The sequence below is a fragment of the Citrobacter sp. CK199 genome, from assembly GCF_030333285.1.
GTDB classification, from domain to species: Bacteria; Pseudomonadota; Gammaproteobacteria; order Enterobacterales; family Enterobacteriaceae; genus Citrobacter_B; species Citrobacter_B koseri.
This window is the reverse complement of the sequence record NZ_JAOWGF010000027.1, coordinates 165,438-184,359: the sequence shown is the minus strand read 5'-3', so window position 1 is coordinate 184,359 and position 18,922 is coordinate 165,438. Positions and strand designations below refer to the sequence as shown.

At 57.5% G+C, this 18,922-nt stretch carries 14 protein-coding genes; 2 read left to right on the top strand and 12 right to left on the bottom strand.

What is annotated here, in order from left to right:
• Positions 1-17: 17 nt before the first annotated feature.
• Together OGX75_RS14765 and OGX75_RS14760 are read right to left on the bottom strand one after the other, a co-directional pair.
• Positions 18-1,013: an ABC transporter permease gene (locus tag OGX75_RS14765; RefSeq protein ID WP_047461798.1), complete on the bottom strand. Its 996-nt coding sequence runs from the start codon at positions 1,011-1,013 to the stop codon at positions 18-20.
• The gene (locus tag OGX75_RS14760) at positions 1,010-2,512 is read right to left on the bottom strand and encodes a sugar ABC transporter ATP-binding protein (RefSeq protein WP_286451369.1); all 1,503 of its coding nucleotides are present in this window, start codon (positions 2,510-2,512) and stop codon (positions 1,010-1,012) included. The genes OGX75_RS14765 and OGX75_RS14760 overlap by 4 nt, the downstream gene beginning before the upstream one ends.
• Positions 2,513-3,016: 504 nt before the next feature.
• On the opposite strand from OGX75_RS14760, the gene OGX75_RS14755 reads away from it, so the two are divergent.
• Positions 3,017-4,558 carry a methyl-accepting chemotaxis protein gene (locus OGX75_RS14755; RefSeq protein WP_071257965.1) on the top strand — a complete coding sequence of 514 codons (1,542 nt, stop codon included), beginning with the start codon at positions 3,017-3,019 and terminating at the stop codon, positions 4,556-4,558.
• A gap of 57 nt (positions 4,559-4,615) precedes the next feature.
• Here the strand turns inward: OGX75_RS14755 and iolB are convergent, their stop codons facing one another.
• The 10 genes from iolB to OGX75_RS14705 form a co-directional block, all read right to left on the bottom strand.
• Positions 4,616-5,431, bottom strand: a complete 816-nt coding sequence (gene iolB / locus OGX75_RS14750) for a 5-deoxy-glucuronate isomerase (protein WP_198448573.1) — start codon at positions 5,429-5,431, stop codon at positions 4,616-4,618.
• Positions 5,432-5,440: 9 nt separating this feature from the next.
• Positions 5,441-6,331 (bottom strand): myo-inosose-2 dehydratase, encoded by an 891-nt coding sequence (gene iolE, locus OGX75_RS14745; protein WP_112001714.1) that lies wholly within the window; start codon positions 6,329-6,331, stop codon positions 5,441-5,443.
• A gap of 15 nt (positions 6,332-6,346) precedes the next feature.
• Entirely contained in the window at positions 6,347-8,251 is a 1,905-nt protein-coding gene (locus tag OGX75_RS14740) for a bifunctional 5-dehydro-2-deoxygluconokinase/5-dehydro-2-deoxyphosphogluconate aldolase (RefSeq protein ID WP_012134750.1), read from the bottom strand.
• Between the two features lie 12 nt (positions 8,252-8,263).
• Positions 8,264-9,397, bottom strand: coding sequence for a Gfo/Idh/MocA family protein (locus OGX75_RS14735; RefSeq protein ID WP_047461787.1), 1,134 nt, complete (start codon positions 9,395-9,397; stop codon positions 8,264-8,266).
• A gap of 10 nt (positions 9,398-9,407) precedes the next feature.
• The gene (locus OGX75_RS14730) at positions 9,408-10,436 is read right to left on the bottom strand and encodes an ABC transporter permease (protein WP_047461785.1); all 1,029 of its coding nucleotides are present in this window, start codon (positions 10,434-10,436) and stop codon (positions 9,408-9,410) included.
• Between the two features lie 11 nt (positions 10,437-10,447).
• Positions 10,448-11,995: a sugar ABC transporter ATP-binding protein gene (locus tag OGX75_RS14725; RefSeq protein ID WP_047461783.1), complete on the bottom strand. Its 1,548-nt coding sequence runs from the start codon at positions 11,993-11,995 to the stop codon at positions 10,448-10,450.
• Between the two features lie 54 nt (positions 11,996-12,049).
• Positions 12,050-12,979, bottom strand: a complete 930-nt coding sequence (locus OGX75_RS14720) for a substrate-binding domain-containing protein (RefSeq protein ID WP_115608930.1) — start codon at positions 12,977-12,979, stop codon at positions 12,050-12,052.
• Between the two features lie 39 nt (positions 12,980-13,018).
• The gene (gene iolG / locus OGX75_RS14715) at positions 13,019-14,005 is read right to left on the bottom strand and encodes an inositol 2-dehydrogenase (RefSeq protein WP_286451359.1); all 987 of its coding nucleotides are present in this window, start codon (positions 14,003-14,005) and stop codon (positions 13,019-13,021) included.
• 315 nt (positions 14,006-14,320) lie between these two features.
• Positions 14,321-16,246: a 3D-(3,5/4)-trihydroxycyclohexane-1,2-dione acylhydrolase (decyclizing) gene (gene iolD, locus OGX75_RS14710; RefSeq protein ID WP_286451358.1), complete on the bottom strand. Its 1,926-nt coding sequence runs from the start codon at positions 16,244-16,246 to the stop codon at positions 14,321-14,323.
• An 11-nt stretch (positions 16,247-16,257) separates the two neighbouring features.
• The gene (locus OGX75_RS14705; protein ID WP_012134758.1) at positions 16,258-17,763 is read right to left on the bottom strand and encodes a CoA-acylating methylmalonate-semialdehyde dehydrogenase; all 1,506 of its coding nucleotides are present in this window, start codon (positions 17,761-17,763) and stop codon (positions 16,258-16,260) included.
• A 213-nt stretch (positions 17,764-17,976) separates the two neighbouring features.
• On the opposite strand from OGX75_RS14705, the gene OGX75_RS14700 reads away from it, so the two are divergent.
• Positions 17,977-18,810 (top strand): MurR/RpiR family transcriptional regulator, encoded by an 834-nt coding sequence (locus tag OGX75_RS14700; RefSeq protein WP_047463948.1) that lies wholly within the window; start codon positions 17,977-17,979, stop codon positions 18,808-18,810.
• The last annotated feature ends 112 nt before the right edge of the window (positions 18,811-18,922 follow it).

Sequence of the window (18,922 nt, the reverse complement as noted above, 5' to 3'; positions counted from 1 at the left end):
CGTTTCCCGTTGTGTTGTTAACGTTTTTGTATGTAGGTGATCGCCAGCGCCGCCGCCAGCACCAGCCCTTTTATAATGTCCATTGCGTAATAGGGCACCGAGAGCATCACCAGCCCGTTGGAGAGCACGCCAAGGATCACCGCCCCCACCAGCGTGCCGAGCGCATTCGGTTTGCCGGAACCGGCCAGCGAAAAGCCGATCCACGCCGCCGCGACGGCATCCATCAAATAGCCTCCCCCGGCGTTAACCTGTGAAGAGCCAATACGCGAAGCCAGCAGGATGCCCCCTAACCCCGCCAGCAGTGAGGCAATAACGTAGGCCGCCACTTTATAGCGGGTGGTGCGAATACCGGAGAGACGCGCCGCTTCTGGGTTGCCGCCAATGGCGTACATCCGTCGCCCGTGGGTGGTCAGCGACAGCGCGAGCTGCGCCGCCAGCGTTACGACCAGCATCACGACAACAATAGTCGGCACCTGCCCCAGCGCGCCGAATGCCGCCGGAATAAGCCCCTCAGCCATTTCACCGCTCGGCAGCACCATGTTTTCAGTAATAGAGCCGCCGTAGCTGTAGGTCATCGCCACCCCCTGAATCACAAACAGGCTGGCAAGCGTGGCGAGCATGTCGGGAATACGCAGCACCACAATCAGAAAAGCGTTGAACAGCCCCACCAGCGTACAGAGCGCCAGGGTAATGACAATCGCCCCGGTGGTGCCAAAGCCGTGCCAGACGAACAGCGAAATCACCAGTGCGTTCGCCAGCGACGCGGTTGAGCCAACGGAAAGATCAAAGCCGCCGACGGTAAGCGAGATGGAAACGCCAATCGCAATCACCGTGACGATCGCAATAGAGCGCAGGATGTTGATGATATTGAAGGGGTCGAGGAAGTTATCCGACGCGACGCCAAAAATGGCGATCAGCGCGACAACCGTCAGCAGCATGCCCCACTTATAGAGAAAATCGAAAATCTGCTGGCGGCCAGACGCCGCTGCATTGACTGAAAGGGCCTTACTCACAACGCCGTTCCTCCGGTTGAATAATAAAGTAGTGTCTCTTCGCGGGCCTGCGCGCCTTCCACTTCCGCCACGATGCGCCCGTCCCACAACACGCAGATGCGGTCGCACAGCCCCACCAGTTCGGCGAACTCACCGGAGGCGTAAATCACCCCTTTGCCTTCCCGCGCCAGGCCGTCGATCAGCGCAAACAGATCGGTTTTGGCTTTCACGTCCACGCCTTTGGTCGGCTCGTCGAAAATCAGCACGCGGGCGTCGCCGCGCAGCCATTTGCCGATCGCCACTTTCTGCTGGTTGCCGCCGGAAAGCCGACGCAACACTTGCCCCGGCCCGCGAGCACGCACGCCAACGCGGGCAATCACCGCTTCCGCCCAGCGCCATGCCTGACGATGACCAAACAAGCTCCAGCGCGAGAAACGGTTATCGGCGGCGACCGCCAGGTTCATGGCGACGGACTCATCAATAAAAATGCCCTCTTTGCGCCGTTCCTCCGGCACCAGCGCCAGCCCGCGCGTCACCGAATCAACCGGGTCGCACGGCGTCCACGGTTGATGATTGAGTTCGCCGCGTTCAACGCGGCTTTTCGACGCGCCGAACAGCGCCTTGCACAGCTCGGTTTTCCCGGCTCCCGCCAGCCCGGCGATGCCGAGAATTTCACCTTTACGCAGGTGCAAACTGATATTTTTCAGCAGCCGTTCATCGTGCAACCCTTCCACGCGCAGCAGCGTTTCATCAGTATGCGGCGGGCGTTTTGGCGGATAGATATCGTTTAACTCATGACCCAGCATCTTCTCGACGATGGCGTCAGCGCTCAGTTCCGCCATCGGCCCGGACTCAATCAACTTGCCATCGCGCAGTACGGTTAAGGTGTCGCAAATGGCCTTCAGCTCATGAATGCGATGGGAGATAAACACCACGCCGATCCCCTGTTGTTGCAGGCGTTTCACCACTGCAAACAGCCGTTCGCTTTCATGCTGATCGAGCGGCGCGGTGGGTTCATCGAGGATCAGAAAACGACAGTGGTGCGAGAGCGCGCGGGCCAGCAGGATCTGCTGCTTTTCGGCGAGCGTGCAACCATCGATGACCCGGCGCACGTCCAGATGAATATCGAGCTGGGCCAGCGCGTCACGCGCCTGCTGGCGAATAACACGCCAGCGGTAGCGGTGTCCCGGCTGCGCCAGCTGATCGAGCATAATATTTTCCGCAATACTCAACCCCGGGATCAGCGCAACATCCACCTCCTGCTGCACCAGATGAATGCCCAGCCGTTTGGCGTCCAGCGGTTCGCGTATCGGCACCGGCTGGTTATTAATTGCAATTTCCCCTTCGTAATGATCGTGCGTGCCGCAGAGCACCGCCATCAGCGTGGATTTCCCCGCACCGTTCGCCCCCGTCAGCGCGTGCACGGAACCGCCCGTCAGGGTGAAATCAACGCGGGAGAGCGCCTGAAAGCCGGAAAAGGCCAGGCTGATACCGCGCATGTCGAGGCGACTGGAGAGCATCCGCTGTAAATCCTTTCTGATAATCATTTGATTTACGAAATTTTTCACAGCTCTCCCTGACTGACAACGACATAAAAAGCATAAGATAAAGCAAAATATTATTAGCCATCCAGATGTCTATAAATGACATCGGGTTAGCCCATCACAAAGGGATCGCATCATGAGTAAGAATACTGACCGCAACGCGGCAGCGGGCTTCGCGGGTGGACTAAAACCCATCAAGGAAAGCGGGCATTTATCAGCCCTAATAAATCAGCTCTTTTTATCTTTTAGATTTAGCTTAAGTCGATATATATCAATTCCAGATTATCAACCTGCATTTATGTGTTTCATATTTATGACACGCCAGGTTTATTAAAAATAAAAATTCATTTGAAGTGCTTTCATATAAATGATGATTAGTAGAGAATGTAACACCTCAGATAAAACCGCCATTTACTATTATTTACCTGATGCACAATGGGTGAAATTTGCATTTCATATAAATAGCGTCATGGAGTTTTCATGAAAAACAACACAGCTGTCACGCAAAAAGAATATTTGCTTAACAATAAAACAACGTTATTATCAACCACAGATAAAGACAGTCATATTACCTATGCTAACTCTGCATTTATCGACGCCAGCGGATTTAATGAAACGCAGTTAATGGGTAAACCACATAATATTATTCGCCACCCGGACATGCCCTCTGCCGCTTTCGCTGACATGTGGCACACGATACTGCAAGGCGATAGCTGGACCGGGCTGGTCAAAAACCGGCGACAAAACGGCGATCATTACTGGGTACGCGCAAATGTTACCCCTGTCTGGCAAAATGAAAAATTAACGGGGTATATTTCAGTACGCACCGTGCCTTCCCGGGATGAGGTTTCGCACAGCGAACAGCTTTATCAGAAAATAAATAATAATGGAATTAAAGGGTTTCGACTTTTTAAAGGCATAATTATCCGTCGCGGAGCGCTGTCCTGGCTTTCGATGTTTAAATGGCTGTCTGTTAGCCAACGCGTCAATTATGCTTTAGCCATCACCAGTCTGGCAGCCCTGTTATTTATTTTCTTACCTGTTCCTCCTGCTATTCAGGGGGGCAGCATCGTCGTATTATTTTTGCTCCTGGCTATTTACCTTAAGGTTCAAATTTGTCAGCCGGTTAATACGCTGCTGGTGCAGATGCAAAAAGTGGTTTCGGGCCGTAAACCTGATAATTGCCATTTGCAGCGCGTAGACGAAATAGGGATGCTCATGCGACTGGTGAATCAATCGGGGCTTAATCTACGCTCCCTGGTTGATGATGTCAGCACGCAAATATCCGGTATTCAGGCTATCAGCCAGCGCGTGTCTCAGGAAGGCACGGCATTGCAGAGCCGCTCAGAAGAGACATCTGCCGACCTGCAACAAACCGCCGCAGCCATTGAAGAGATCGGCAGCGCTGTGCAACAAACCGCGGATACCGCGGCCCAGACAATGACGATGGCCGACAGTACCAGCGCCAATGCGACTGAAGGCGGTCATATCATGAAGCAAACCATCACCATGATGCAGGCTATCTCGCGCGATAACAGTCAAATCGTGGACATTATCGGCGTCATTGACAGTATTGCTTTTCAGACCAACATCCTGGCGCTGAATGCAGCGGTCGAAGCGGCCCGCGCCGGTGAATCCGGGCGCGGATTTGCGGTCGTTGCCGCAGAGGTGCGTAACCTCGCCCAGCATTCTGCGTCTGCGGCAAAAGAGATCAAACAGCTTATCGAGAAAAACGTCACCAACGTCAATACGGGAGTGCAAATGGTCGAGCAGACGGAAACACACCTTACCGGAATGATCGATGACGTGTTGCAGATGTCTACCATGATCAAAGAGATAAGCCTGGCGACGCGGGAACAAACTTTAGCGCTCGAACAGATCAACAATTCAATTTCACGAATTGGTTCCATGACGGACAACAATGCGGAAATGGTGGAACAGGTGACGGATGCCGCGGGGGATTTAACGGGACGCGCGTCACGGCTGCAACAGGCCGTACAGGTTTTTGGCGCCTCACGATAGCAGCGAAAAGCAAAAAGCCCTCAGCATACGCCAGGGGCTTTTCTATTTATCGCGTTCTCAACGCGCAGGGTAATCGCGGTTAATCCACGCGTGATCGTCTTCCCAGGTGAAAATCCATTTGCGCACCGGGCCTGCCATCACATTCAGGTAATAACTGTCATACCCGGCCATTGTCGCCACCGGGTGATAGCCTTTCGGCACCATCACGACGTCACGATTGTAGACCGCCATACACTCATCGAGCGAGCGATCGTCGGTGTATACCCGCTGCATACAAAATCCCTGTTCCGGGTTGAGGCGATGGTAATACGTCTCCTCAAGAAGGGTCTCGTAAGGCGGATTGTCAGTGTCGTGCTTGTGGCTCGGGTACGAACTGCTACAGCCTTCGTGAGTCCACACTTCCACCACCAGCAGACTATCGGCGGGTTTATCTTCCGGCAGAATGTTGTGTACATAGCGCTGGTTATGCCCCTTGCCCCTTGCCTCGCCGTCGATATCCTGCGGCGCAATCAGGCGGGTGGGATACGTCCCCTTGCCCGGCGCGGCGCATACCGCCAGCTCCAGCTTCGTTAACGCCTGTACCTGTACCGTTTCTCCGGGCGTAACGTATACCGCCCACGGCTTAATACGCTCGAACGGGCTCATCCGCTCGCCAATCTCTGAAAACTGCGCGGTTGGCGTGGTGACAGACGCCCTCCCCGCCACCAGCACCAGACAGCGCTCTTCAGCAACGGCGGGAAGATGCAACTGCTGCCCCTCTTCAAGCTCAAACGCGTCAAAACCGACGTAGCCCCAGCCTGCCCGCTCCGGGGTGACGGACTGGGTACGTCCCTGCGCGTCAGGCTGTTGCCAGCGTGACAGTAAACGTGACATAGCGCCTCCTCAGATAAGACCGGCATCCCGCGCCAGGCGGCTCAGGTTGTTATATCCCAGCCGCGCGTAAGTCAGCGGATGGGCAATCGCCGGGTCCTGCTCCGCCTCCACCACCAGCCAACCCTGATAATCGTGCTCTTTCAGCAATCGCATAATCGGCGGGTAATCCACGCAGCCGTCGCCCGGTACGGTAAAGACGCCGCTGAGCACCGCATCCAGAAAGCTGGTTTTACGGTTTTTCACATCTGCCAGCACGTCGGCGCGCACGTCTTTACAGTGCACATGATTAATACGGCTCGCCCAGCGTTGTGCCACCGCCAGCGGGTCGGCGCCAGCGAAGGTCAAATGTCCGGTATCCAGCAGCAGCCCCACCTCATCACCGGTATGGGTCATCAGATTGTCCACATCCTCTGCGGACTCAATCACCGTCCCCATATGGTGATGATAAGCAATCTGCACTCCCTGCTGCTGTGTATAGCGGGCGAACGCGGTGAGTTTCTCGCCATACTCCGCCCAGCGCGCCTGCGGGAATCGCGGACGCAGGTGAACCGGCGTCTGCTGTTCGCCGTGAATGCAATGGCTCACCTCGGCGAAAACCATCACTTTCGCCCCCAGCTCGCGCAATAACGTCAAATGCGCCTGCGCCGCCGCAATCTCTTCTTCTACACTCCGCTCCAGCAGGCGACCGGAATACCACCCCGACACCAGCTTCAGATCGTGGCGTTGCAGGATTGGCCCCAGCAGACGCGCCTCGCGTGGGAATTTATTACCGAGTTCAAAGCCCGCAAAACCAGCCTCTTTACCTTCGCTCAGACAGGTATCCAGCGGCGTTTCCGCGCCAAGAGAGGGCAAATCATCATTGGTCCATGTCAGCGGATTAATGCCTAATTGCACAGCCATAATGTTCTCCTAAAGTTATGCCTGCCCGCGCTCGCGCCACCAGGCGATCAGTTGCAGATAGTTATCCCGAATGCGCGTCACCAGTTGCGCATCGTCAATGTCATGTTTCAGCCATGCGCGGGAAGCCTCGCCAAACAGCGTGCGCCCCACCGCAAACCCTTTCACCAGCTCATGTCCGGCAGCGGCTCTGAACCCTGCGCGTAACTGTTCGGCTGGCGCATCCAGCCCAAGAATCACCACGCCACGGCAGTGCGGGTCGCGGCGTTCGATAATGTCACTCAGCGCCGTCCAGCCATCAGAGGAGAGCGGCGGCAGTTTCCACCAGTCGGGGTAAATGCCCAGGTTGTAGAAGCGGGAGATAGCCCGCAGGTAAAGCTCATCGCTGCGCGGCATACCCACAGGTAAAATCACTTCCAGCAGCAGCTCATGCCCCGACTGACAGCAGGCGTGATACACCTCGGCGATTTTCTGCTCCTGCTCCAGGCGCAGACCGTGGGCATCTTCCGGGTGGAAAAAGACCAGGCACTTCACCACATGTTCCTGCGGCCAACTGATAAGCTGAGTGCCAATGTTGCCGTGCTCCATCTCCAGCGGCCGTGAACCGGGAAGCTCAATCGGGCGGCCAATCCACCACCCTTCGCCGGTTATCGCATTCAGCGCGTCCTGGCCAAACGTTCCGTCGCACAGCAGACCGGCTTTTCCTTCCAGCCCCGCGCTGTTCGCCGCATCGCGGCTGGCCTGTAAGATCAGCGTTTTCAGCGCCGGAATGCGCTTCAGGGAGGCGCCGCACTGTAGCGCCATCTCTTCAAGCTGACTGCGGTGATCAAACGCCATCACGCACAGTTCCGGCCAGTTACGCCGACGTGTCGTGACGCGGTGCAGATGATTAAGCCGTGGATCAAGATCCGGGCGCGGCACCTGATGCTCGCGGGAGAGGTAGTCATCCAGCTCCACCTTACTCGGCATCGCGGGCGCGCAACCGTGGCGCGAGACCACCAGCGCGCCGCAGGCGTTGGCGTAGCGGCAGGCCTGCTCCCAGCCTTCATCATTGAGATAACCGCGCAGCAGCCCCGACATAAACGCATCGCCCGCGCCGAGCACATTGAGCACCTCGACGCGCACGCCGGTCACCGTCAGCCCGTCATCCAGCGATGGCGGAATCGAGTCGGTATACACCGAGCAGCCCAGCGCGCCGCGTTTACAAACCAGCGTCGCCGCGCTTACCTCACGCACCTGCGCCAGCGCCTGCACGGTATCGGTAGCGCCGCCCGCAATATGAAACTCCTCCTCGGTGCCGACGATCACATCAAACAGGTGCAACACCGCCTGCAACTGGCGAGTGACCTGCTCTGCGGCAATAAAGCGCGTTTCGCCGTCGCCCAGCGAGGTCAGCCCCCACAGCACCGGACGATAGTCGATATCCAGTACCGTGCGCACGCCGTGACGGCGGGCACAGGTCAGCGCGGTCAGCACCGCGTCGCGGGTTTGCGGATGAGAAAGATGGGTCCCGGTGATGGCGAGGCAGCGGGATGAAGCGATGTACTGCTCGTCAACATCGCTGGCGGTAATCGCCATATCCGCGCAGTTATCGCGATAAAAAATCAGTGGAAAGGTGTCCCGGTCTTTAATGCCGAGTAGCACCAGCGCCGTCAGGCGTTCTTTATCCGTTATCAGATGGCTGGTATCGCAGCCAACATGGTTAAGCTCTTCGCGCAAAAAGCGCCCCATATGTTCGTCGCCCACTCTTGCCAGCATCGACGAACGCAGCCCCTGACGCGCGGCGCCGTAGGCGACATTCCCTGAGGAACCGCCGAGGTATTTGGCAAAACTTGAGACATCCTCCAGCCGTGCGCCAATCTGCTGGCTGTAGAGGTCAACCGCCACGCGGCCCATGCATATCACATCAAACTGCTTTTCCACGTTGATACCTCGTCAGACAATATCGTTCACATTCAGCCAGCGGCCTTCCTGATGCGAGAGCGCGATGGCGTCCAGCACGCGCGACACTTTCCAGCCCTCTTCAAAATCCGGCCACATCGGCGCATCGGCGGCAACGCCGTTCACCAGGTCGCGGATTTCCACCGTTTTCTGATCGTTAAAGCCGATGCCGTGCCCCGCCCCCATACAAAACGCGGCATAGTCCGGGTGCGCGGGCCCCACCAGCAGGGTGCGAAATCCCTGGCGGTTAACCGGATCGTCATGCAGATAGAGCTTCAGCTCGGCCATTCGCTCCTGGGTAAAACTGATGGCGCCTTTGGTGCCGGTAATCACGTATGACAGCCCCATTTTGCGCCCGCAGGCCACGCGGGAAGTTTCGATCACCCCCTGCGCGCCGCTGGCGAATCGCACCATCGCGTGCGCCTGATCTTCATTTTCCACAGCCACCTTCTGCGCCGATCCCGCGCTGGCCGGGCGCTCCGGCACCACAATTTTCAGGTCGCCGCAGACTTCGCGAATATCGCCGACCAGGTAGTGCGCCATATTGACGATATGCGCCGCCAGATCGCCCAGCGCCCCTAACCCCGCCGTCTCCTTAAAGCAGTGCCAGTGAATGGGGGAGAGCGGGTCGGCCATATAGTCCTCGTTGTGGGTGCCGTAGAAGTGGATCACATCGCCTATCTCCCCTCGCGCGATGATCTCTTTCGCCAGCGCCGCCGTCGGGTTCTTCATATAGTTAAAGCCCACCAGCGTTTTCACCCCAGCCTGTTTTGCGGCCTCAACCATTTCGCGGGCATCGTGAGCGTTCAGCGCCAGCGGCTTTTCCGAATAGACGTGCTTACCGTGGCGAATGGCCGCCAGCGCCATCTCTTTATGCAGATGGTTGGGCGAACAGATATCCACCACATCGATATTCGGGTCTGCCACCAGCTCGCGCCAGTCGCCGGTCGAACGGCGAAACCCGAATGCCTGCGCCCGTTCCGCCGCCAGCTCCGGCGTCACTTCCGCCACCATTTCGCGCACCAGCTGGCCTTGCAGGTTGAACACCGTCGGCGCCTGGGCATAGGCAATGGCGTGCGCCTTGCCGATGTATCCCGTCCCAATCAATCCAATTCGCACTTGTTTCATTATTTATCCCTCACAGCGCGCCACGGCGGCTCTTGGCATAGGTATCAAACGCCACCGCCAGCACAATAATCAGCCCGGTAATAATTTGTTGGTAGTAGGCGGAGACGTTCATCAGCACCAGACCGTTTATCAGAATGCCCATAATGATCGAGCCGATAACGGTGCCGCCGATGCGACCATAGCCGCCCATCAGCGATGTCCCGCCAATGACCACCGAGGCGATAACGCGCAGCTCAAAGGAGATCCCGGCCACCGCCTCCGCGCTGCCCAGACGGGCGCTCAGCACAAACCCCGCCAGCCCGGCCAGACAGCCAATCACGACATACACGCTGACCAGCACACGTTTGACGTTGACCCCGGCAAGACGCGCCGCCTCCGGGTTGCCGCCAATGGCGTAGACGAAACGGCCCCAGCGCGTTTTGTGCAACGCCAGATAACCGCCGATCGCCACCAGCGCAAAAATCCAGATCGGGATGGAAATACCGAGCAGTTCGCCACGCCCCCACCAGCGGTAGCCCTGGTCAAAACCGGCAATGGGCGCGCCGTCGTTAATCACCAGCGTCAGGCCGCGCCAGATGGTCATCCCGCCAAGGGTGACAATGAACGGCGGCAGGCGCAGGCGGGTCACGCCCAGGCCATGCAGGAAGCCAATCGCCGTCCCCATCGCCAGGCAGATGCCAAGGCCAATCAGCCAGCTCATCCCGCCCCAGGCGCTCGGGTCTACCGTGGTGAAGTTGTCGCCTTTAATCACGTATGCTGCCGTCATGGCGCATACCGCCAGAATGGAGCCGACAGACAGATCGATTCCGGCAGTCAGAATGACGAACGTCATTCCCACGGCCATGATCCCGTAGATCGACACCTCGGTCAGGATGTTGAAAATATTGCGTTCTGACAGGAAGTTACTGTTCTGCGTCTGGAAAAAAATCAGCAGCAGGAACATAAAAATCAGTACTCCAAAGCGCTCGAAAAAAGCGATCGGATCGATACGTCCGTTACGTTTGGCAGGGGGTTGCGTTTTAGTCACTATCTGCGTCATGTGAAACTCCGTTATGCCGCGTTCAGGGCGTTATGGTTGATGGCCATCATCATCATGAGCCGCTCTTCGGTGGCGTCATCGCCGTGGATTTCACCGGTTACCCGGCCTTCGCTTAAGGTGATGATCCGGTCGGAAACCGCCATCACTTCGGGCAGATCGGAAGAGATCACAATCACCGCCACGCCCTGTTTCGCCATATCAAACAGCACCTGGTGCACCTCGGATTTGGTGCCCACATCGATGCCGCGCGTCGGTTCATCAACAATCAGCACCCGTGGATTGAGCGCCATGCAGCGCGCGAGGATCACTTTCTGCTGATTGCCGCCGGAAAGCTTGCGCACCTCCTGCTCGCTGTTGACCATCTTGATTTGCAGCGCCTGGCGGTAAGATTCGATCAGGTCATCTTCTTTGCGGGTGTTGACGAAAAAGCGCCAGCGCAGCAGCGAAGAGAGACTGGAGAGCGACAGGTTGTCGCGAATAGACAGTCCCAGCACCGCCCCCTCTTTTTTGCGATCTTCCGGCACCAGCGCCACGCCCTGATCCAGCGCGTACATCGGGTCACGGGGGTGATACGCCGCACCGTCCAGCTCGAACGTCCCGGAAGTAAAGCCGTCAGCGCCAAAAAGACAGCGCGCCACTTCGGTACGCCCGGCGCCGACCAGCCCCGCAATCCCCAGCACCTCCCCGGCGTGAACGTGAAAGCTGATGTCGTGCAGCGCAATGCCGTGCGGGTCCAGCGGCGGCTTTTCGCGACACAGCCCCTTCACCGCAAGGCGAATCGGTTTGTCTTCATGATGGGTTTCGCTGGGGGGGCGACGATTAAAGGCCACGTCTCGTCCCACCATCAGGCGGATCAGCTGTTCCACGTTGGTTTCCGCGACCGCGCCGCTGCCGGTAAAGCGGCCATCCTGAAACACGGTAAAGCGATCGCAGAGCTGGAAAACTTCATGCAGGCGATGGGTGACATAAATAATGCTCACGCCCCGGCCTTTAAGTTCCCGCACGACGCGGTGCAGGCTTTCCACTTCGCTGTCGCTCAGCGCGGCGGAAGGTTCATCCATAATGATGAGCTTCGCGTTCAGGGTCAGCGCGCGGGCGATCTCCACCATTTGCTGCTGCGCCACGCTCAGGCGGGCAACCGGCGTGGTCGGCGCGACATTCAGTTGCAGATAGTCCAGCACCACCTGCGCCTCCTGGTTCACGGCCTTCGCATCGACGATCACATTACGTTTACGCGGCTCGCGCCCGAGAAACATATTTTCCGCAACGGTCATGTTGGGCAGCAGATTAAATTCCTGATAGATGGTAATGATGCCTTTGTTTTGCCGCTCAACCGGCGAATCCTCCACCGGCAGCGTTTCGCCATTGAACCAGATGTCCCCACGGGTCTGCGGCTGCGCCCCTGCCAGCGCTTTCAGCAGCGTGGACTTCCCCGCGCCGTTCTCGCCAAGCAGCGCGTGAATCTCCCCCGTCCCGACGGTCAGTTGTACGTTGCTCAACGCCCAGACGCCGGAAAAACTCTTTGCCAGATCGGTAACGTTCAGTAAGGGTTGCAACATCGGTCTGCTCCTCCTTTAATGCGAGCCGCCGCAGCGACGGCGGCTCCGGGCAAATCAGTTACCGGCTTCGCCGATACGCTCGGCCTGTTGCAGGTTCTCTTTGGTGATTAACGTCGGCGGATAATCCGCACCGGTGATGGCTTTCTTCTCACGCACGTTCGCAACCAGTTGGCTCATCGCCGTCTGTACCGCGAAGCCCGGACGCTGATCCGCCGTCGCCGCCATCCAGCCGTCGCGTACCCGCGCCAGCGCTTCCGGCACCGCGTCAAATCCCGTCACCAGAATTTCGCCCGGTTTCACCCCCTGCCCCTGCAACGCTTCAATCGCGCCCAGCGCCATATCATCGTTGGCGGAGAGGATGACCTGCGGACGTTTTTTCAACGACGGCAGCACGCTTTCAACAATGCGCATTCCTTCCGAACGCATCCAGTTACCGGTCTGGTCAGCAACAATGCGGTACGTATCGCCCCCCGCCTTCAGGCTGTCGCGAATGCCTTTGGTGCGTTCAATATTGGAAGAAGAACCCGGCTGGCCGGTCAGCAGCACAATGTCCGCGCCGTCAGGAAATTTGCTTTTGACAAAGTCGCCAATGGCCTGGCCGCCCTTGTAGTTGTTCGCGCCAAAATGCGGAACCTGCTTCTGGCTATCGACGGAGCGATCGAGCGTCACCACCGGCAGATTAGCGTCCTGAATCTCATCCACCGCGCTGGAAACTGCGTTGACATCATTCGGGGAGACGATGAATCCCTGGGCGCCACGGGTGATGGCGTTTTCCAGATCGGCAACCTGCTTCGGCGAACTTCCCTGCCCGTCCAGAACCTGTAGGCTGACGCCCATCTCTTTCGCGGCTTTCACCGCCGTGCGCTGCATGTGAACTTCAAACGGCATTGCCAGGTTCGGCGTGCTAAAAACAATTTGTTCGTTCTCGGCCATTGCCGCCCCGGCTGTCATGGCGATGAAGGCGGCTAAAATCAGCTTTTTCATTGTTATGTCTCTCTGTGTAGGGTGTGTTGTTATGGAAAATCAGAGGAGAACTTCACGCTGGCTGTGCAATGACTCCAGCGCTTTATCAGCCAGATACAGCGCACGCTCACCGTCATCACCGCTGCACTCCGGCACTGCCTCGCCGCGCAAGATGGCGACAAAGTGCTCCCACTCGGCGGCATAGGCAGCCTGATAACGTTGCAGGAAGAAATGCTCAGGCAGCGCGCTGGTGCAGCCGTTCTGGCCAAAGTGCTGCACCTGGTTTTCGAGAATATTGCCCGCCGTAAGCAGACCTTCGGAACCGTGCAGTTCCAGACGCTGATCATAGCCATAAGACGAGCGACGGCTGTTAACGATGGTCGCCAGCGCGCCGGAGGCATACTTGAGCACGATAAACGCGGTGTCGATATCGCCTGCCGCGCCAATTGCCGGATCGACCAGATTGCTTCCCTGGGCGTAGACCGAAACAGGCTCTTCCCCCATGATGAAACGCGCCATATCGAAATCGTGGATGGTCATATCGCGGAACATCCCGCCGGAGACGCGCACATATTCCGCAGTCGGCGGAGAAGGATCGCGGGAGATAATCAGCAATGATTCCGGCTTGCCGATGCGCCCGCTCTGCGCCTCGGTTTTAACGCGGCGGAACTGTGGGTCGAAACGACGGTTAAAACCGATAAACAGCGGCACGTCGAACTCTTTGACCACTTTCAGGCAGTCGCGCACGCGGGCAAGATCAAGATGTACGGGCTTTTCACAGAAAATGGCTTTGCCGTGGCGGGCGGCCAGTTCAATCAAATCAGCGTGGGTATCCGTGGCGGAGGCAATCAGCACGGCATGAACATCAGGATCGGTCATCGCCTCATCAAGACTTTGCTGACGGGCCTGATATTGCGTAGCCAGGCGGGAGGCAAAGGTCTCATTCGGATCAACGACAGACCACAGGGTAGTCTCTTTGTGGGTTGCGATGTTAGCGGCATGTACCTGACCAATTCGGCCAGCTCCCAGTAAAGCAATGTTAAACATAACGGCTCCCGGTGTTGGTGAATGCGGTGAACTAACGACCCCTTAAATAAAACATTTATTTCATTTTTATAAATAGTGAAAATTATGTTTTTGCGCGCAAGTTAACATTCTTGTGATGATTGAGGTAAATTTTGTTATCAATCTCACAACACAACGATGGAGAAGATGCAGGGATTGGCCCCCTTTCATTCAGAAAGAGGGCGAGGAATGAAAAAACAGGAAAAATGAAATGAAAATTTCGTTGTCGCAGGTTGCCGGATGGCGGCGCGAACGCCTTATCCGGCCTACGGGTTAGCGCCATCCGGCATTACTCACTCAATACTGACGCGCCTTTTTCACCTGATCGAACGTCTGCTCGGCGGCTTTTCGCACCGACGGTGAATCGGCCACCTGCGCATCGCCGGTGCGCCACCATGAGGCGTAATCGTGAGTCATCGTTTTTGGCAGCACTTTAATATCCAGCAGCGTCGGCCCCGGATGCGCGCGCGCCGCCTCCAGCGCCGTCAGCAGGCTCTGCTCATCATGCACCCGCCACGCCCGGCAGCCGTAGCTTTGCGCATTTTGGGCGAAATCAACCGCCACCAGCGGGCCGTCCAGCTGGCCGGATTGTGGTTGACGGGCGCGATTCTCGGTGCCAAAACTGCCCATCCCATGCCCCATTTGCAGGTTATTGATGCAGCCAAACCCGCCGTTATCAAACAGCAGGATGGTGATTTTTATCCCCTCCTGCACCGCCGTTTGCAGCTCAGAATGCAGCATCATGTACGAACCGTCGCCCACCATCGCATAGACCGGCTGCTGCGGCTTCGCGAGTTTCGCCCCAAGCGCGGCCGCAATTTCATACCCCATACAGGAATAGCCGTACTCCAGGTGGTAGCTGTCGGGCGTTTTCACCTGCCAGAGACGCTGCAAATCGCCCGGCAGCGATCCCGCCGCGCCGACCACAATGGCGTCATCCTCAATGTGCTGGTTGATAATCCCCAGAACGCGAGTCTGAGTCAGCCGCGTGTTCAGCGCTTCACTGTATTCCGCCAGTTGCGCATCAAGGTGCCCGGCAATTTCCGGCGCGTCATCCGGGCGCCACTGGCGAGACCACAGCCGGCGGCACTCCTCGTCCCAGGCCGATTTCGCCTGCGCCACCTCGTCTCCCCAGCCGCTGCGATAATCCTGAAGCCCTTCCGTCAGCGCCGTCAGACCGGCGCGGGCATCGGCCACCAGCGCCGTGGCGTCCAGTTTGAGGGCGTCGAACTCGGCGACATTCAGCAGGAGAAATTCTACGTCCGGGTGTGCAAACAGCGCTTTCGAACCGGTGGTGAAATCGGTCAGACGCGTGCCGACGCCGATAACCAGATCGGCCTGTGGCGCCAGCTGGTTTGCCGCCAGCCCGCCGGTAACGCCAATACCGCCCAGATTCAGCGGATGGTCGCTGACCAGCGCGCCTTTCCCGGCCTGGGTTTCCGCAAACGGCAGGTGCAGGTTTTCCACAAACTGACGAAACGCGTCGTGCGCGCCGGAATAACGCACCCCGCCGCCGCAAACCACCAGCGGGCGGCGTTTACGGGCAATCAGCGCCCGCGCCTGCGCCAGCCGGTGTGGGTCCGGCGGTCGTCTTTCAATATGGTGAACGCGACGGACAAAGAAACTCTGCGGGTAATCCCAGGCTTCGCCCTGCACATCCTGCGGTAAACAGATCGTCACCGCGCCGGTATCAGCCGGATCGGTCAGGGTGCGCATGGCGTTAAGCATCGCGCTCATCAACTGTTCCGGGCGGTTGATACGATCCCAGTAGCGCGAAACCGGGCGAAAGCAGTCGTTGGTGCTGATACTGAGATCGTGGTACTGCTCGATTTGCTGTAATACCGGGTCCGGCTGGCGGCTGGCGTAGATATCGCCCGGCAACAGCAGCAGAGGAATACGGTTCGCCGTCGCCGTGGCCGCCGCCGTCACCATATTAGCCGCGCCGGGCCCTACCGAAGAGGTGACGGCGTAAATGCGCTGGCGACAGTGCTGTTTCGCGAACCCTGTCGCCATGTGCGCCATTCCCTGTTCATTACAGCCCTGATGCACCCGCAAATGCCCGGCGTCCTGCTCCAGCGCCTGCCCGATGCCGAGTACGTTGCCGTGGCCGAAGATGGTCGCCACGCCTTCAATGAACGGCATCTCCTGCCCGTCTACATCGACGTACTGTTGATTGAGAAACTTGACCAGCGCCTGCGCCATGGTCATACGTACGGTTGTCATAAGTCCCTCCGTCAGCCCAGCGTTGGCATGGAGAACGCGGCGCCGCTATCCTGCTGCATCTCCGGCCAGCGGGCGGTAACGGTTTTCATGCGGGTATAAAAACGCACGCCGTCATTACCATGAACGTTAAGCGGACCAAAAATAGACCGTTTCCAGCCGCCGAAGCTGTGGAACGCCATCGGCACCGGAATCGGCACGTTAACGCCAACCATCCCGGCCTGCACCTCTTCACAGAAACGACGCGCGCAGCCGCCGTCGCGGGTAAAGATCGCCGTCCCGTTGCCATATTCGTGGCGATTAATCAGATCCACCGCGCTGGCGTAATCCTTCACCCGCACCACGGAGAGTACCGGGCCAAAGATCTCTTCTTTGTAAATCGTCATCTCAGGCGTGACGTTATCAAACAAGGTCGGCCCGACGAAAAAGCCCTGTTCGTGGCGCTTCACGCTAAAGCCGCGACCATCCACCCGCAGCCGCGCGCCCTGCGCCTCGCCGCTGTCGATATAGCCCAGCACTTTACTGCGATGTGCGGCGGAGATCAGCGGGCCCATCTCATTTTCCGGCGTTTGATCAAGCCCCGGCCCAACGCGTAACGCGGCGATCTGCGTTTCCAGCCGCGCGCAAAGTTCGTCCGCCGTGTTATCCCCCACCGCCAGCACCACGGAGAGTGCCATACAGCGCTCGCCCGCCGCACCATACGCCGCGCCCATAATCGCATTGGTCGCCATATTCATGTCTGCGTCTGGCATCAGAATGCAGTGGTTTTTCGCCCCGCCCAACGCCTGACAGCGTTTGCCGTGCGCCGACGCCGTCTGATAAATATATTCTGCAATCGGCGTCGAGCCGACAAAGCTGACGGCCTGAACGCGCGGATCGGTCAGCAGAACATCCACCGCTTCTTTATCGCCCTGCACGACGTTAAAAACGCCATCCGGCAGACCGGCCTCTTTCAGCAGTTTTGCCAGCGCAAGCGGCAGCGAGGGATCTTTTTCCGACGGCTTAAGCACAAAGGTATTGCCGGTAGCCAGCGCGATGGGGAACATCCACATCGGCACCATCGCCGGGAAGTTGAACGGGGTGATCCCGGCGCACACGCCCAGAGGCTGCATCAGTGAATGGCTGTCAACGCCGGTGCCGACATTCGCCGAATGTTCGCCTTTTTGCAGGTGTGGAATGCCGCAGGCAAACTCGACCACTTCCAGACCGCGCGTCAGTTCGCCCACCGCATCAGAATACACTTTGCCATGTTCTTCACTGACCAGCCGGGCGAGCGAATCCATGTTCTGCTCCAGCAGCGCTTTAAAACGAAACAGCACTCGCGCGCGTTTCAGCGGCGACTGCCTTGACCAGGCGGCAAACGCCTGCTGCGCAGCGGCAATGGCTCGCTCCGTTTCCTGCGCCGTGCTCATCACCACCTGACGAATTTGCTCGCCCGTGGCGGGGTTGAAGATCGCCTGAATGCGCTGGCCTGAGCCCGTAACACATTCGCCGTGAATAAAATTCGCTACCGTCTCCATCCTGAACCTCTCGCTGTTAATACGTGACTGTTACCCGAACACTGTATATGAAACAAACATTCTATTTTAAGTTGAAATAAAATAAATATTGATTATTGTGATCAGGAATGGATTTTTATGTTAACAGGCTACATCGTCAGGCTGGATGTATCGCTAACATTTAAAATGTACGGTTTTGCGTTTAGAATCAGAAAACTAAGTATGGGGGATAACATGACGACAGCATCCAGTCTGAGCGAGCTACAGCAGCAAATTCGCGACCGTTACGATAGTCTCAGTAAACGATTGCAGCAGGTGTCCCGCTATGTGCTGGATAACACTAACAGCGTAGCGTTCGATACCGTCGCCGTCATCGCCGAGCGGGCGGACGTGCCGCCATCGACGCTTATCCGTTTCGCCAACGCGTTTGACTTCACCGGTTTCAACGAAATGAAACAACTGTTTCGTATGAACCTGGTGGAAGAAACGGCCAGCTACAGCGATCGCGCGCGGCTGTTCAGAGAGATGGAGAGCGAATCCGTACCGGAAACGCCGTTAGACATCCTGCAAGAATTTGCCCGTTCGAATGCTCAGGCGCTGCAACAGCTGGCGTCGCGTACCGATCCCGACATGCTGCAACGCGCCGTTCAATTACTGGCGGAGGCCGACACGATTTATATCGCTGGCCTGCGGCGCTCTTTTAGCGTGGCCGCCTATCTGACTTACGCGCTCAGCCACCTTGAATGCCGCCCAATACTGCTTGATGGCATGGGGGGTATGCTGCGAGAGCAAATCAGCCGAATCAAGAGTCGCGATATCGTTATCTCCATCAGCTTTTCCCCTTACGCAGAAGAGACGGTCATGGTCAGCGAAACCGCAGCCAGCGTCGGCGCAAAGCAAATTGTCATTACCGACAGTCAGATAAGCCCACTGGCGACCTTCAGCGATCTCTGCTTTGTAGTCAAAGAAGCGCAGGTAGACGCTTTTCGCTCACAGTCCGCAACGCTTTGTCTGGTGCAGTCATTGGTTGTCGCTCTGGCTTACAGGCAGGGAAACAGTCATAAATAATCGTTAAGGCGTGGACGAAGATAATATTGCTTAAAATAGCGTTATTTTTTGATCATGCGTTAATTCAAAATGCCCCTTTACAGGGGCACAAACGCAATGCTTTTCGTGTGCA